The organism is Cupriavidus pampae, from assembly GCF_914271485.1.
Taxonomy (GTDB): domain Bacteria; phylum Pseudomonadota; class Gammaproteobacteria; order Burkholderiales; family Burkholderiaceae; genus Cupriavidus; species Cupriavidus pampae.
Genome location: NZ_CAJZAG010000024.1, coordinates 1 through 12681, shown reverse-complemented (window position 1 = coordinate 12681; position 12681 = coordinate 1). Strand labels below are relative to the sequence as shown.

Sequence of the window (12681 nt, the reverse complement as noted above, 5' to 3'; positions counted from 1 at the left end):
CCATAAGGATCAACTGGTCTGTGGTGGTGAACAGGCAATACCGAAGAAAGCATGCGACCTCCACGGTGCGCGCTGGCTCTTTGATCTTGGCTCCGGCTGAGGGCGGCCTGGAGACAAGTCGGCGCGCGTAGCGGCGCAAGATGAGATCGGGGATGTCTGCCAGGTGCTTATGAACGTCCAGCGTGTAAAGCAGGTCGATGCGCTCCAGTACCTCGCTGATTTGGCGGGTTGAGTGTTTCGCCGGTGCAGCCCATAGCCAACTCTGCTGGGTTTGTCCATCTGGGCGCAGCTCTGAAACTGAGGCTCGCCAGCGATCAAGTGTTGCTGGATCAACGCTGGCGGCGATGGCGGTGCCTGTTTCAACTTCAAGCTGGGCAAGTGCCGCCGCAATCAGTGTCCGAATTGCCCGCTCGTGCACGATCACCAGCTTGTTCTTGTACAGCCATTGACGCGCCCGCACGAGTAGCTGATCGCGGTCGGCGCAGCGCGCCACTTCGTCGCGCAGTTCACGTACCAGTGAGCGGCGCTGGTGCTCGCTCATCCACTGGAATCCAAGGACCGTGCAGGCTACTTGTTGGTGATCGAATAGCGTGCGCCCGCGTTCATACATGGCTCTCAGCGAGGCGACTTCTGGTGCTGCAATGCCAAGCTCGTTGCCAAGGTGGCGCCACAAGGCTACTGGAATTACCCGAAAGGCACCGAGCAAACGCCCACTCATGCGCAGGAAACCAATATGGAGCGCCAGACCAAGCTTGTGGGAATCACCTCGGCGTGCATTGATTGCGTCGCGCTCGGCACCATCGAAGGTGAAAAATGCCTTCATCTCGAAGTCGCTGATATCGCGGGGGAGCCCACGCATCCCCAAAAACGTTGTGTGCCAACCCTGCATCGTGAACCTCAAAAGTGGGAGGCCACCATACCCGTTTACAAAGCGAACAGGAAAGTCAATGAAATCAACGGTCTACCCAGACCACCCCCGCGCCAGTGCTAGCTTTGCGTACCGTCACTTATTGCACTGAAAACGAGGAGACCCCGCCTCGGGCGCACCGTCGGCAATGCAGCTGCCCTGGTGCAGCACGGTGATGCGGTCGGCAATGGCGAACACCATCTCGATGTCGTGCTCGGTGAACAGCACCGCCACGCCGCGCTCCTGGTTGATCTTGCGGATCAGGCCGATGACGATGGCGCGCTCGTCGGGGCTCATGCCGGCGGTCGGTTCGTCGAGCAGCATCACGGCCGGCGTGCCGGCCATCGCGATCGCGAATTCCAGCCGCTTGCGGTCACCCGCGGCGAGCTGGCCGGCGATGCGGTCGGCCGCGCCGTCGAGCCGCACCAGCTGCAGCAGCGCGAAGGCCTCGTCGCGCTTCATCGGCGCGGCGCTGCGGAACATGCGCGTGCACAGGCCGTGCTGCGCGAGCAGCGCCATCTGCACGTTCTCGAACACCGTGAAGCCGCTGAAGATGCTGGTGATCTGGAACGAGCGCGCGACGCCGCGGCGCGCGGTTTCGTGCGGCGGCCGGCCGCAGATCGGTCGGCCGCGGAACAGCACCTGGCCGGCGCTCGGCGCGAGATGGCCCGAGACCACGTTCAGCAGCGTGCTCTTGCCGGCACCGTTCGGGCCGATCAGCGCGTGCACGCTGCGGTCGGCCACCTGCAGGTCGACCTGGCTCAGCGCGTGGAAGCCGCCGAAGTTCTTGCCGATGCCTTCGATCGAAAGGATGACGGGCGCTGCGCTCATTTCTGCGCCCCCACATTGCGCCGCCGCCGCAACGTGCCGACGATCCCGTCCGGCAGGAACAGCACGATCAGCAGCACCAGCGTGCCGAAGACCAGCAGCGGGTACTCAAAGCGGCTGGTGACCGCGAAATTGGTGAACACGAACAACGCGGCGCCGACGATCGGCCCGACGAAGCTGTTGATGCCGCCGGCCAGGGCCATCAGCACCGGGTCGGCCGACTGGCTCCAGTTGAGCAGGCCGGGAAAGGCCATCTGCTGCAGCGGTGCGCGCAGCCCGCCCGCGACACCGGCGAAGGCCGCCGCGACGACGAAGGCCTGCAGTTCCAGCCGGCGCACCGAGAGCCCGATGTAGGCCGCACGCTGGCGGTTGTCGCGGATCGCGCCGAGAGCGACGCCGAAGGGCGACTTCGTGACCCGGTAGATCAGCCAGATGCACAGCGCGACGATCACGAGGCTGAAGTAGTAGTAGTTGCGCGCCGACAGCATCCAGTCCGGCAGCGCCACCGGCAGGCCGTCGTCGCCGCCGGTGAAGGTGTACCAGCCGAGCACCAGGGTGAACACCAGTTGGCCGAAGGCCAGCGTGAGCATCGCGAAGTACATGCCGGTGACGCGCACCGAAAGCCAGCCGATCGCGAAAGCGCCGAGCGCCGCCACGATGGGCGCGGCCACCAGCCCGAGCCAGGGCGGTACGCCGTACTTGTTCTGCAGGATGGCGACCGCATAGGCGCCCAGGCCGTAGTAGGTCGCGTGGCCGAAGGACAGCATGCCGGCCTGCCCGAGCAGCAGGTTGTAGCTCATCGCGAACAGCGACATGATGAAGAAGTCGACCGTCAGGAAGGCGTAGCTCTCGCCGATCGCGAGCGGCAGCAGCGCGAACACGAGCGCGGCCACGCACCAGCCGATCGTGCTGCGCGACATGCGTTCGGGCCGGTCGATGGCGGCGGGCAGGGCGGTTCTCATGCGCGTGCTCGTCCCATCAGGCCGTGCTGCGGCCCAGCAGGCCCTGCGGCCGCAGCACCAGCACCGCGCACAGCGCAATGAAGATGAAGGCGATCGCCAGCTTGGGCGCGAACAGGATGCCGACCGACTTGGTCACGCCGATGATCAGCGCGCCGAGCAGGGCGCCGCCGACGCTGCCGACGCCGCCGATGATCACGACCGCGAAGCATTCGATGATGATCGAGCTGTCGATGCCCAGCGAGATCGAGCCCACCGGCGCCGCCAGGGCACCGCCCAGGCCGGCCAGCCAGGCGCCGAGCGCGAACACGCCGGTGTACAGGCGCGGCACGTCGATGCCGAGCGCGCCCACCATCTGGCCGTCGGCGACCGAGGCGCGCAGCACCTTGCCGAAGCGCGTGCGCGTCAGCAGCAGGTGCAGCGCGACGGCGATGACGGCGCCGACCACGATCAAGAGCGCGTAGTAGCTCGGGAAGGGCGTGCCGAAGATGTCGAAGGCGCCGTCGAGCGCGCCGGGGCGCGGCACCGTGAAGTTGTCGCGGCCCCAGATCATCTTCACGGCATCCGCCAGGATCAGCGTCAGCGCATAGGTCAGGATCAGCTGGTACTGGTGGGCGCGCGTGGCGATGCGGCGCAGCAGGAAGCGCTCGACCACCAGCCCGAGCAGTGCGACGATGAGCGGCGCCACGACCAGCGAGACGACGAAGCCCCAGGTTCCGTGGCCGACCCAGCGCGTGAGCGTGAAGCTCAGGTAGGCCGCGATCATGTAGAAGGAGCCGTGCGCGAAATTGGCGACGCGCAGCGTGCCGAAGATCAGCGTCATGCCCGAAGCGACCAGGAACAGCACCATGCCGCTGCTGACGCCGCTCAGGGCCTGGACCAGGATGCTCTGGAACATGCGCGCCGCGGCTCCTACTTGACGGCCGCGCGCGCGGCCGTGATCTCGGCCTCGCTGGGCCAGATCGATTCGGCGCTGATGGTCTTGACGTTGGTCAGGATCTTGAACGGGTACTTGTCGCTCTTGGCGACGGTGCCGATGTAGGAGCCGACCGTGCCCTGGTGATCGAGCGCCCGGAAGCTGATCGGACCGCGCAGACCGTCGTACTTGACCTGCTCGACCGCTTTGACGATGGCGTCCGATTCGAGCGAGTTGGCGCTCTTGATCGCCTGCGCGAGGATCTGCATGCCCTCGTAGCCCATGATCGCCCAGTCGGCCGGGTAGTCGTTGTACTTGGCGCGGAACTGCTCGGTGAACTTGGTCATGCGGTCACCCGTAAGCGCGAAGAAGGGCGCGCGCATCTGGGCGATCACGCCATCGGGCATCTCGTCGCCGAGCGCTTTCAGGTCGTCGAGGAACACCAGGCTGGCGACCTTGGTCTTGGTGAACACGCCGTAGGGCTTGCCCTGCTTGACGAAGCCGATCAGGTCGGCGCCCCAGAGGTACGAGAAGATGACGTCGGGCTTGGACGACATCAGGCTCGTGATGTAGCTGCTGTAGTCGGGCTCGCCGAGCTTCGGCCAGGCCTCGGAGACGATCTCGGCCGAGGGATTGACCTTCGCCAGCCAGTCCTTGAAGTACTTCAGCCCCTGGTGCGCGGCCTCGTAGTCGCCGCCGATGAAGGCGATGCGCTTGTTGCCGGGACCGATGGCGGCGGCCATGGCGCGCGCTTCCATGACGCCGGAGGGCACGACCGTGAAGACGTAGGGATGGAAGGTCTCGGTCGTGATGCGCGGCGAGTTCGGGATGGTCATCATGACCACCTTCTTGTATTGCTTGGCGACCGCCGAGACCGTCATGCCGACCGCGCTGCCGTCGGGGCCGATCAGGAAGTCGACGTTCTCGCGCGTGATGAGGTCGCGCGTGTGCGAAGTGCCGAGGTCGGGCTTGAGCTGCGAGTCGCGCACCAGCACCTCGAGCTTGCGGCCCAGCAGGCCGCCGCTGGCGTTGATCTGGTCGACCGCGAGCTGCACGCCGTTGACCTGCGAGCGCGCGTAGGCGGCCGCGATGCCGGTGAGGTCGGTGGTCAGGCCGATCTTGATGGGCTTGTCCTGCGCGGCCGCGGGGCCGGCAGCCAGCAGCGATAGGGAAGCGGTCGCGACCCCGATCGCCAGGGCGGCGAGGCGGGACCGGAAGGCGCGAGCGAAACGTTGAATTTTCACGGCGTTGTCTCCTGTTCTGGTGGTTGCCCGCGCCCTTGCCATGTGCAGCCGGCGGCGGTGCTCGATCTCGATTCTCTTATTTGAGTGAAGCTTCACTCAAATTTATTCTTGCGCACCGGCATGGCCCTGTCAAGGGTAGGGACCCGCTGGCCGGCCGGACGCTCAGCGGGCCGTGATGGCGCCGTCCACCGGCAGCAGCACGCCGCTGATCGCGCTGGCCTGATCGCTGCACAGGAAGAGGGCGGCGCTGGCGACTTCCTCGACGCGGATCAGGCGGCCGATCGGGATGCCGGCAGCCAGTTGCTCGATCGACGGCCCGACCGCGCCGGCCGGCGCCGCGCTCTTGCGGAACAGCGGCGTATCGACCGGGCCCGGGCAGAGCGCGTTGACGCGGATGCCCTCGGGCGCGAGTTCCAGCGCCAGCGTCGAAGCGAGTCCGGCGACGCCGTGCTTGGACGACCCGTAGGCGGCGAAGCCCGGGCGCACCATCAGCGACTGGATCGAGCCCGTGAAAAGGATGCACGGCGCGCGCCCCAGCCGTGCCGACTCGCGCAGCGCGGCCAGGCAGGCGCGGCTCATCAAGGCCGGGCCGACCAGGTTGGCATCGAGCACGGCGCGCAGCTCGTCGCCCTCGATCGTGTCGAGCGCGCCGCGCGACAGCACGCCGGCGTTGTTGTAGAGGATGTCGACGTGGCCGAAGCGCGCCAGCGTCTCGGCGACCACGCGCGCGTTGTCCGCGGGCAGGCAATGGTTGCCGTGCGCGGCGGCGGCGCGCGGGCCGAGGCGCGCGGCCACCGCTTCGGCCGCGGCGCCGTCGATGTCGGCCAGCATCACCTGCGCGCCTTCGGCGATGAAGCGCTCGGCCGTGGCGGCGCCGATGCCCGACGCGGCGCCGGTGATGATCGCGACCTTGTCAGACAGTGCGGCGGCCGGCATGGGGATTCCTTCGGGGTGCGGGTTTCGCGGTCTTGGTTGTCTTGGCGGCCTTGGCGGGTTTGCGCGCAGGCGCCGGGGTCTGCACGATCGGGCCCAGCAGCATGTCGACGCCCACGTCCACGTAGTCCTCGCGCTTGAACTGGCCCTTCAGGCGCCACGAATTGAGCGCCCAGGAATGGACGAAGACGACGATGTGGTAGGTCAGCATCGCGACGTCGACCGAGCGGAAGACGCGCGCCTCGATGCATTCGGTCACGCGCTCGGCGATCAGCGCCGTCGACTGCGTTTCCTTCGCCATCAGGCCCTTGGTTGCCGCCTTGGACAGCGAACGTGTCTCGCGATAGCCGAGCAGGGCGGCCTCGCGGTGTTCGTCGATGACGCGGCAGTAGGCATGCACCGCGGCCCGAAAGCGCGACAGCGGATCGGCGGCGGCCTCGACGGCGAGCGGGATCTCGCTCAGGTAGGCATCGAAGATCTGGCCGATGGCCGCCGCGAGCAGGTCTTCCTTGTCCTTGAAGTACTGGTAGATGAGGCCGACGCTCACGTCGGCGCTGTCGGCCAGGTCCTGCGTCGTCGTGCGGTGGAATCCCTTGGTGCCGAACAGCTCGAGCGCGGCCGTGAGGATCTGCTGCCGCCGCGCCTCGACCAGGCCGTCGACTTTCTTGCGCCCGCGCTTGCGTGGCAGGACGAGCGGGGAGGCGTCGGCGCGGGGCCCGGCGGCGGATGAATTGTTTGAATCGTGCCTCATTGAATTGAATATAAGGCGGGGGCGGCGCGCTGTCGATAGGGGCGAGTGAGAGGGTCCGCCACGCATCCTCGGGGCGGCCTAGCGTTTCAAGCGTTCCATCGCGCGCCTGAGTTCGGCGATCAGATCGTCGCGCCGCAGCTCGACCGATTCCTTTCGAACGCCCAGCGTGACCGCCATCTCCGGCTGTCCTTCCATCCGGGGCAGCCCCATCGCAAGGTTCGCCCAGCCGGGCCTCGGGTAGTCCAGACTCTGAGCCCATCCGCGTTGGCGGCACTCGCGCGCTTCGCGAATCAGCGCCGGAATATTGACTTGAACACCGTCAGCCGCCTCCGCGTTCGCGGCAGAGGCGATCCGTTCGATGTCCTCGTCGCGTTCGTTCGCCAGCAAGACCTTGCCGGCCGCCGACCTGCAGACTGGACGCAGGACGCCTGGCGGAAACCACAGCGCGTTGGTCTTCAAGCTCGGCAACAGCGACAGGATGAAGCGCACGTGAATGCCTTGGCGCAGTCCGACCATGACGCCGGCCTTCGTGCGCATCGCGAGGGCCTTCATGTCGGTCACGAAACTGTTCTTCGCGAAGAACGCCTCGTGCTGCCAGGCGCCCAGCAGCATGACGCGCAGCGTGGGACGGAAGAGGTGGTCTTTCTCGGAGAACGTGAGGTAGCCCATCGTCTCCAGGCTGCCAACCAGCATCGAGGTGCTGGATTGGGGATAGTCCAGCGCCGCCGCAATCTCGGTGATGGTGGCGCCCTTCTGCCTCGCGGCGAAGTACTCGAGGATCTCGATCGCCCGGAATGCCGACTTGACCGGCTTGGGCGATGAATCAAGGGTTTCTTCGCGCTTCGTCATCACATTCATGATGCCACTGGAAGGTGCTCGCCCTACGCTCAGCGCACGGTCCGCAAACGAAGGAGAACTAGACCATGTATCCCAAGAATTTCTGGTACGTCGGGGCGATGAAGCACGAGGTGGGGCGGCAGCTGCTGGCGAGAACCCTGCTGGAACAGCCCGTCGTCTTCTTCCGTCGCAATGACGGCAGTGTCGCCGCGCTGGCCGATCGTTGCAGCCACCGTCGCGTCTCGCTTTCCCTGGGGCGCCTGATCGGCGACGAAGTCCAGTGCGGCTATCACGGGTTGACCTTTGCCGGCGACGGTTCGTGCACGAGCATTCCCGGTCAGTCTCGCGTCCCACCGAGCGCCTGCGTGCGCTCCTATCCGGTGGTCGAGCGCGACGGATTCGTCTGGATCTGGCCGGGCGATCCGGCGCTCGCAAACGAAACGCTGGTGCCCGACTACGCGGAGATCTGCAGCTCCGGACGCTACGTCGGGCGGCCCGCCGAAGCCCTGCTCGTCGAGGCGCCCTTTTTGTTCAACATCGAGAACGTGCTGGACCTGTCGCATGTGACCTACGCCCATCCAGAGACCGTCGGCACGCCCGAAGTGGCGCTCACGCGCCCGACCGTCGACGTCAGCGAAGCCAAGGTCCAGGTGACACGCAACTGGGACAAGGCGTCCACCGGACCCTCGTTCAAGAACCTGTTCGGATGGGACTTCGTCAAGAACAGCCAACGCATCAGCTTCTGGCCCGGCGCCAACATGCTGCTGGAGATCGAGGTCGAACCGGTCGGCAACAACGACCCGACGCAGATCAAGCGGCTTCGGGTGCCGGGGCCCTGTACCCCCTCCACATCGACCACGCATTTCAAGTTCTCCGCGCTCTATCGCGACTTCCTGCCGGACAACGAGGCGCTGACCGTCGGCATGTTCGAGCAGTTCCGCAAGACCGTGATGGAAGACAAGGTGCTCATGGAGAACCAGCAGAGAAACTGGGCACTCGACGGCGTGGAAGTCATTCGCAGGATCGAGCCGTCCAGCAGCGGCGGAATGATGGATATCGCGGTGGATCACGCGCCGCTCGCCGCACGCCGTTGGCTTCAGCGGCTGGCGATGGCGGAACGGAGTGCGCCAGAAATCAAGGCCCCAGGCGTGTTGCAAGGCTAGGGTGCCTTTCCGTTGGGCCCGCCTGAATGCGCGGCGATGGTGAAGGCGGGCCACTGCCATCCGTCGGGGAGCGAGATCCAGGCGACCCGAACGGCCAGGCCCACGCGCAATCGCGCGGGATCGCAGTCGACCAGCCAGCTGAGGATTCGCGCGCCTTCGACCAGGTCGATCCATGCGTGCATGCGGGGGGCGTCGGCCGCCGCAGGGGTGTTCATGCGATCGACGGTCCAGCTTGCCAACACCCCGTCGCCGCTGACCTCGCGCCACGCCAGACGACGGCGCCCGGTGTAGACGCTGCCAGGCCGCGGATAGGCCTGCCACCGTCCTGTTTGCGTGCAGAACTGGACCAGCAGCCGGCGCTCGCGCGTGGCCGCCCAGAACGCCGCGGTGTCCATGTAGTGGCCGATGGCCACAGTCGAAGTTCGAAGACCGCTCATCGGTCCAGCACGAGCGCGCTGCTCATCATCCAGGCCCGGCCATAGGCGAGGCCGCCGATGCCCGTGACCAGCGCATTGCGCGGATCTTCGACCTGGGTTGCGCCGCCTTCGCCGAAGAGCTGGCGCACCGCCTCCACCAGGCCCAGTCCGCCGGCAGCCAAGCCTGGTTGACCCGCGGAGAGTTGGCCCCCGCCCGTGTTCAGCGGCAAGCCGCCGCTGAATCTTAGATCGGTCTTCTCGATGAAGGCGGCGCCCTCGCCCCGGCCGCAAAACCCCATGTGCTCCAGCTGCATCAGGACGGCGATGGTGAAGTCGTCGTACAGCTGCAGCATGTCGATCTCCTGCACGGTCAGGCCGGCCTGGCGCAGCGCGCGCGGACCGGCCTGGACGAAGCCCGACGCGAGCAGGTCGGGCGGCTGTTCCTGCACATCGTGGTTCGTGCGTTCGGCGTAGCCGGCCAGCCGCGCGCATTTGGACAATCCCATCGCGGACGCCGTCTCGGCCCGCATCATCAGGACGCCGTTCGCGCCGTCGCAGAACATCACGCTGTCGAGCAGGCGCAGCGGATCGGAGACCTTGCGCGACTTCAGGTAGTCGTCGAGGGCAAGCGGTCTTCGCAGCTTTTCGCATGCGCGCTCGTTCTCCAACGCGTGCCCGCGCTGTGTGAGCACGATCTTCCCCAGCGCGGCATCGAGCGCACCGTAGCGCTGTTCATAGGCGTTGTGCAGCAGCGCAAAGAAGCCGGGCGGGCGCGTCATGCCGGTCGGCGCGATGAACTCGTCGTGGTAGCCGCGGAACTCGGCGGCAAAGTGGGTGCTGGGAGCGTCGGCGCCCAGCACGAGCGCCACCTTGCAGTGCCCGTCGCGCAGCGCCGAAGCCGTTGCGGCCACGGCGGACAACATCGCGCAGCCGCCCGTGGTGCCGGTCGCCAGCCAGTCGAGCGCCAGTCCCAGCGCGTCCGACATGAAGGCCGCATGGAAGGGATTGCTGCCCTCGCTCAGCGCGGCCGTGACCGCCAGCCCGTCGATATCGGCGGGCGCGATGCCGTACTTGCGTGCGAGCTCGTCCAGGACGTCCGCCGCCAGGTCGTAGGCACTTCGACCCGACCCGAAGACAACGGGTGTTTCGGCATAGCCGCCGATGACGATGTCGGATGCCGCCATCCGGCCTACGCTGCCGCCGACGATGGCGCGATGCTGTCGATGTACTGCTGCTTGAGCTTGCGGCGCGCAATCTTGCCGCTGTCTTCGCGCGGCAGCACCGGCATGCTCAGCAAGAACCTGGGGCAACGCAGGCCTCCCAGTCTGTTCTTGAGCGTGGCCCGCATCGTTTCGAGGTCGACGCGCGCGCCGGCGTGCGGCTCGACCACGAGGACCAGGACTTCGCCGAGGTCCCGGTCGGCGATGCCGAAAGCGACGCAATCGCGCACCTCCGGCAACTTCATCGCTTCCTCTTCGAGTTCCGCCGGAAGTATGTTCACGCCGCCGGAGATCACCATGTCCTTCTTGCGATCGCTGATCCACAGGAAGCCGTCCGCATCCAGATGCCCGACGTCGCCGAGCGTGATCCACTCGCCGCGTCGAAGCTCCGTCAATGCCTCGGGCCGATTGTGGTAGGTCACCAGATCGGCAACGTCGGCGTGAACGAGGATCTCGCCCTTGTCGCCGATGGGCACCGGATGTCCTTCGTCATCGACGATGGCGATGCGGACGCCCTCGGGCGCCTTGCCGACGGTGCCTGGGTGCGACAGCCATTCCTCGGACGTGCAGGTCGCGATCACGCCGATCTCGGTGCCGGCGTAGTACTCGATGATGACCGGGCCCCACCAGTCGATCATGGCCTGCTTGACATCGCGCGGGCACATGGCCGCCCCATGCGTCACGGCGCTCAGCGTCGACGTATCGAAAGCGGCTCTGCGCGCCGGCGGGAGGTCGAGCAGCCGGCTGAACATCGTGGGCACCACATGCATGTGGCTCAGGCGATGGCGCTCGACCAGGTCGAGAAGATCATCCGCGTCGAAGCGCGGCTGAAGCACCAGGACTTCGCCGAAGCGCAAGCTGTTGAGCGCATAGACATAGGGTGCCGAGTGGTAGAGCGGCCCCGTCAGCACGGCCCGGATCGGCCGAATCTCTTGCCCGTGCGCCAGACGAACCCTCAGGCCGAACTTCGCCGCGAGCTCGGGCGTGCCGTTGGCGCGCTGCACGCCCTTCGGGCGGCCCGTCGTGCCGGAGGTATAGAGCAGACTGGCCGGCGCCGCGACCGGCAAGGCCGTCGAAGGCTCCGATGCCTGGAGCCAGCCTTCATAGTCGACCGTGCCCGGGTTCGCCGTGCACGACGCATCGGACAGCCGATAGGCCTGCCGGATCTCGGGCGGCGACGCGGCTTCCAGCACCTTGCAGGCCTCGGGCACCGCGGATGCAACGCCCTTGAGCAGATCGGTGTGCGCGACGAGCACACGCGCTTTGCAGTCCTCGAGGATGAAGGCGATCTCGTCCCGGTTCGCATGCCAGTTCAAAGGCACCGCAACGATGCCGGCGCGGTTCGCGGCCAGCGTCATTTCGAGCACCGGAAAGTCATTGCGCATGAGGATGGCGACGACATCACCGGGCCTCAATCCCCATGCCGCCAGGCCGCCCGCCGCTCGAAGGACGCGCTGCGCCAAGGTGTCGCCGTCCAGGCTACGGCTGCCGCTGATCAGGGTTGCGTACATCTTGTGGGGCCTTCGCGAAAAGGGCGTGCGCCATGGCGTGCGCTAGACGACGGCATCGTCCAGGGTGGTCGCCCGGCGCAGCTCACGCCTGGCCGAGATGTCGTACCTGCGTCCGCGGTGAAGAACGCAGCGGTTGTCCCACATCACCAGATCTCCCACGTTCCAGCGATGCCGGTACACGAATTCCCGCTGTGTCGCGTGCTCGAGAAGCTCCGCAAGCAGCATCCGGCCTTCGGCCACCGGAAGGCCTTCGACGTGGCTCGCGTGCGCGCCGATGAAGAGAAACTTGCGCCCGGAGCCGGCGTGGGTTCGAACCAGCGGCCAGTTGACCGGCGGCATGGCATTGCGTTGCGCTTCCGAATAGTCGGTGTCGCCGAGCAGGAAGCGGGAGTTCAGTGCGTAGTGCTCGGCACGCAGCCCTTCCAACTCGGATTGGAGGTCCCGAGGCAGCGCGTCGTATGCCGCACGCATGTCGCAGAACTCGGTGTCGCCGCCCGACGGCGGAACCACCACCGCGGAGAGCATCGAGTAGCGGGCAGCAGGTTGCTGAAAGGAGCTGTCGCTGTGCCAGAGCTGGTTCGCGAAGTTCCCGACCACCTCGCGCGCATCGCGTTGCGCGACCTTGCCGTCGAGACTGACGTTCGAGATGTCCGCCAACTCCGCGTACTTGAATCTCGAAGGTCTTTGATTGACCTTGATGAAACCGCCTTCGAGTGGCCCGAAATTGCGCGCGAAGGCGATCTGCTGATCCTGACTCAGGGGCTGCCCCCGGAACACCAGCACCGACTTCTCGTCCATTAGCCGTTCGATCTCTCGGACCTCGGTCGAACCCAAGGCCTCTCGAAGGTCGATGTCTTCGACCCCTGCGGCGAAAAGAGGATGAAGGGGATTTGCGACGACGCTCACTTTTTTGCTCCTTTTCTAAGAGACTGTTTCAAAAAGACGGCTCAGCGCGCCTGAAGATGTTCCAGCAGACGAGAGAGCAGCCGAGTTTTA

13 protein-coding genes are annotated in these 12681 nt (G+C 66.4%); 1 reads left to right on the top strand and 12 read right to left on the bottom strand.

The features are described 5' to 3' along the window. From LDO41_RS33940 to LDO41_RS33905, 8 genes are all read right to left on the bottom strand, one after another. Positions 1-889, bottom strand: an 889-nt coding sequence (locus LDO41_RS33940) for a DUF4158 domain-containing protein (RefSeq protein ID WP_223995869.1), incomplete at its 3' end; no start/stop codon positions are given. Between the two features lie 114 nt (positions 890-1003). Beyond that, on the bottom strand, positions 1004-1738 hold the full coding sequence (locus tag LDO41_RS33935; RefSeq protein ID WP_011178409.1) for an ABC transporter ATP-binding protein: 735 nt from the start codon (positions 1736-1738) through the stop codon (positions 1004-1006). After that, positions 1735-2697, bottom strand: coding sequence for a branched-chain amino acid ABC transporter permease (locus LDO41_RS33930; RefSeq protein WP_011178408.1), 963 nt, complete (start codon positions 2695-2697; stop codon positions 1735-1737). The genes LDO41_RS33935 and LDO41_RS33930 overlap by 4 nt, the downstream gene beginning before the upstream one ends. 16 nt (positions 2698-2713) lie before the next feature. Next, entirely contained in the window at positions 2714-3592 is an 879-nt protein-coding gene (locus LDO41_RS33925) for a branched-chain amino acid ABC transporter permease (RefSeq protein WP_011178407.1), read from the bottom strand. Between the two features lie 14 nt (positions 3593-3606). Further along, positions 3607-4854 (bottom strand): ABC transporter substrate-binding protein, encoded by a 1248-nt coding sequence (locus LDO41_RS33920; protein WP_011296187.1) that lies wholly within the window; start codon positions 4852-4854, stop codon positions 3607-3609. 162 nt (positions 4855-5016) lie between these two features. After that, complete coding sequence (locus LDO41_RS33915) at positions 5017-5790, bottom strand: SDR family NAD(P)-dependent oxidoreductase (protein WP_011178405.1); 774 nt, start codon at positions 5788-5790, stop codon at positions 5017-5019. Continuing rightward, complete coding sequence (locus LDO41_RS33910; protein ID WP_049796619.1) at positions 5768-6538, bottom strand: TetR/AcrR family transcriptional regulator; 771 nt, start codon at positions 6536-6538, stop codon at positions 5768-5770. Before LDO41_RS33910 ends, LDO41_RS33915 begins: the two co-directional genes overlap by 23 nt. A gap of 78 nt (positions 6539-6616) precedes the next feature. Next, on the bottom strand, positions 6617-7396 hold the full coding sequence (locus tag LDO41_RS33905; protein ID WP_011178403.1) for an IclR family transcriptional regulator: 780 nt from the start codon (positions 7394-7396) through the stop codon (positions 6617-6619). Positions 7397-7461: 65 nt separating this feature from the next. Between LDO41_RS33905 and LDO41_RS33900 the strand changes: the two genes are divergently transcribed. After that, the gene (locus LDO41_RS33900) at positions 7462-8538 is read left to right on the top strand and encodes an aromatic ring-hydroxylating dioxygenase subunit alpha (RefSeq protein ID WP_011178402.1); all 1077 of its coding nucleotides are present in this window, start codon (positions 7462-7464) and stop codon (positions 8536-8538) included. Here LDO41_RS33900 and LDO41_RS33895 read toward each other — a convergent pair. Genes LDO41_RS33895 through tfdA form a run of 4 tightly spaced genes read right to left on the bottom strand, consistent with a single transcriptional unit; the run spans position 8535 to position 12591 of the window. Continuing rightward, positions 8535-8975: a Zn-ribbon domain-containing OB-fold protein gene (locus tag LDO41_RS33895; protein WP_011296186.1), complete on the bottom strand. Its 441-nt coding sequence runs from the start codon at positions 8973-8975 to the stop codon at positions 8535-8537. The genes LDO41_RS33900 and LDO41_RS33895 overlap by 4 nt on opposite strands. Next, a complete protein-coding gene (locus LDO41_RS33890; RefSeq protein ID WP_011178401.1) occupies positions 8972-10138 on the bottom strand; it encodes a thiolase family protein in 1167 nt (388 codons plus the stop codon). The genes LDO41_RS33895 and LDO41_RS33890 overlap by 4 nt, the downstream gene beginning before the upstream one ends. Before the next feature lie 5 nt (positions 10139-10143). Then, the gene (locus tag LDO41_RS33885; protein ID WP_011178400.1) at positions 10144-11685 is read right to left on the bottom strand and encodes an acyl-CoA synthetase; all 1542 of its coding nucleotides are present in this window, start codon (positions 11683-11685) and stop codon (positions 10144-10146) included. Positions 11686-11727: 42 nt separating this feature from the next. Next, positions 11728-12591 (bottom strand): alpha-ketoglutarate-dependent 2,4-dichlorophenoxyacetate dioxygenase, encoded by an 864-nt coding sequence (gene tfdA / locus LDO41_RS33880; protein ID WP_011178399.1) that lies wholly within the window; start codon positions 12589-12591, stop codon positions 11728-11730. Between the last annotated feature and the right edge of the window lie 90 nt (positions 12592-12681).

Bases quoted from the DNA above. Each gene is read 5' to 3' on its own strand.
- LDO41_RS33935 (WP_011178409.1), bottom strand. From the start codon at position 1,738: ATGAGCGCAGCGCCCGTCATCCTTTCGATCGAAGGCATCGGCAAGAAC.
- LDO41_RS33930 (WP_011178408.1), bottom strand. From the start codon at position 2,697: ATGAGAACCGCCCTGCCCGCCGCCATCGACCGGCCCGAACGCATGTCG.
- LDO41_RS33925 (WP_011178407.1), bottom strand. From the start codon at position 3,592: ATGTTCCAGAGCATCCTGGTCCAGGCCCTGAGCGGCGTCAGCAGCGGC.
- LDO41_RS33915 (WP_011178405.1), bottom strand. From the start codon at position 5,790: ATGCCGGCCGCCGCACTGTCTGACAAGGTCGCGATCATCACCGGCGCC.
- LDO41_RS33910 (WP_049796619.1), bottom strand. From the start codon at position 6,538: ATGAGGCACGATTCAAACAATTCATCCGCCGCCGGGCCCCGCGCCGAC.
- LDO41_RS33905 (WP_011178403.1), bottom strand. From the start codon at position 7,396: ATGAATGTGATGACGAAGCGCGAAGAAACCCTTGATTCATCGCCCAAG.
- LDO41_RS33900 (WP_011178402.1), top strand. From the start codon at position 7,462: ATGTATCCCAAGAATTTCTGGTACGTCGGGGCGATGAAGCACGAGGTG.
- LDO41_RS33895 (WP_011296186.1), bottom strand. From the start codon at position 8,975: ATGAGCGGTCTTCGAACTTCGACTGTGGCCATCGGCCACTACATGGAC.
- LDO41_RS33890 (WP_011178401.1), bottom strand. From the start codon at position 10,138: ATGGCGGCATCCGACATCGTCATCGGCGGCTATGCCGAAACACCCGTT.
- LDO41_RS33885 (WP_011178400.1), bottom strand. From the start codon at position 11,685: ATGTACGCAACCCTGATCAGCGGCAGCCGTAGCCTGGACGGCGACACC.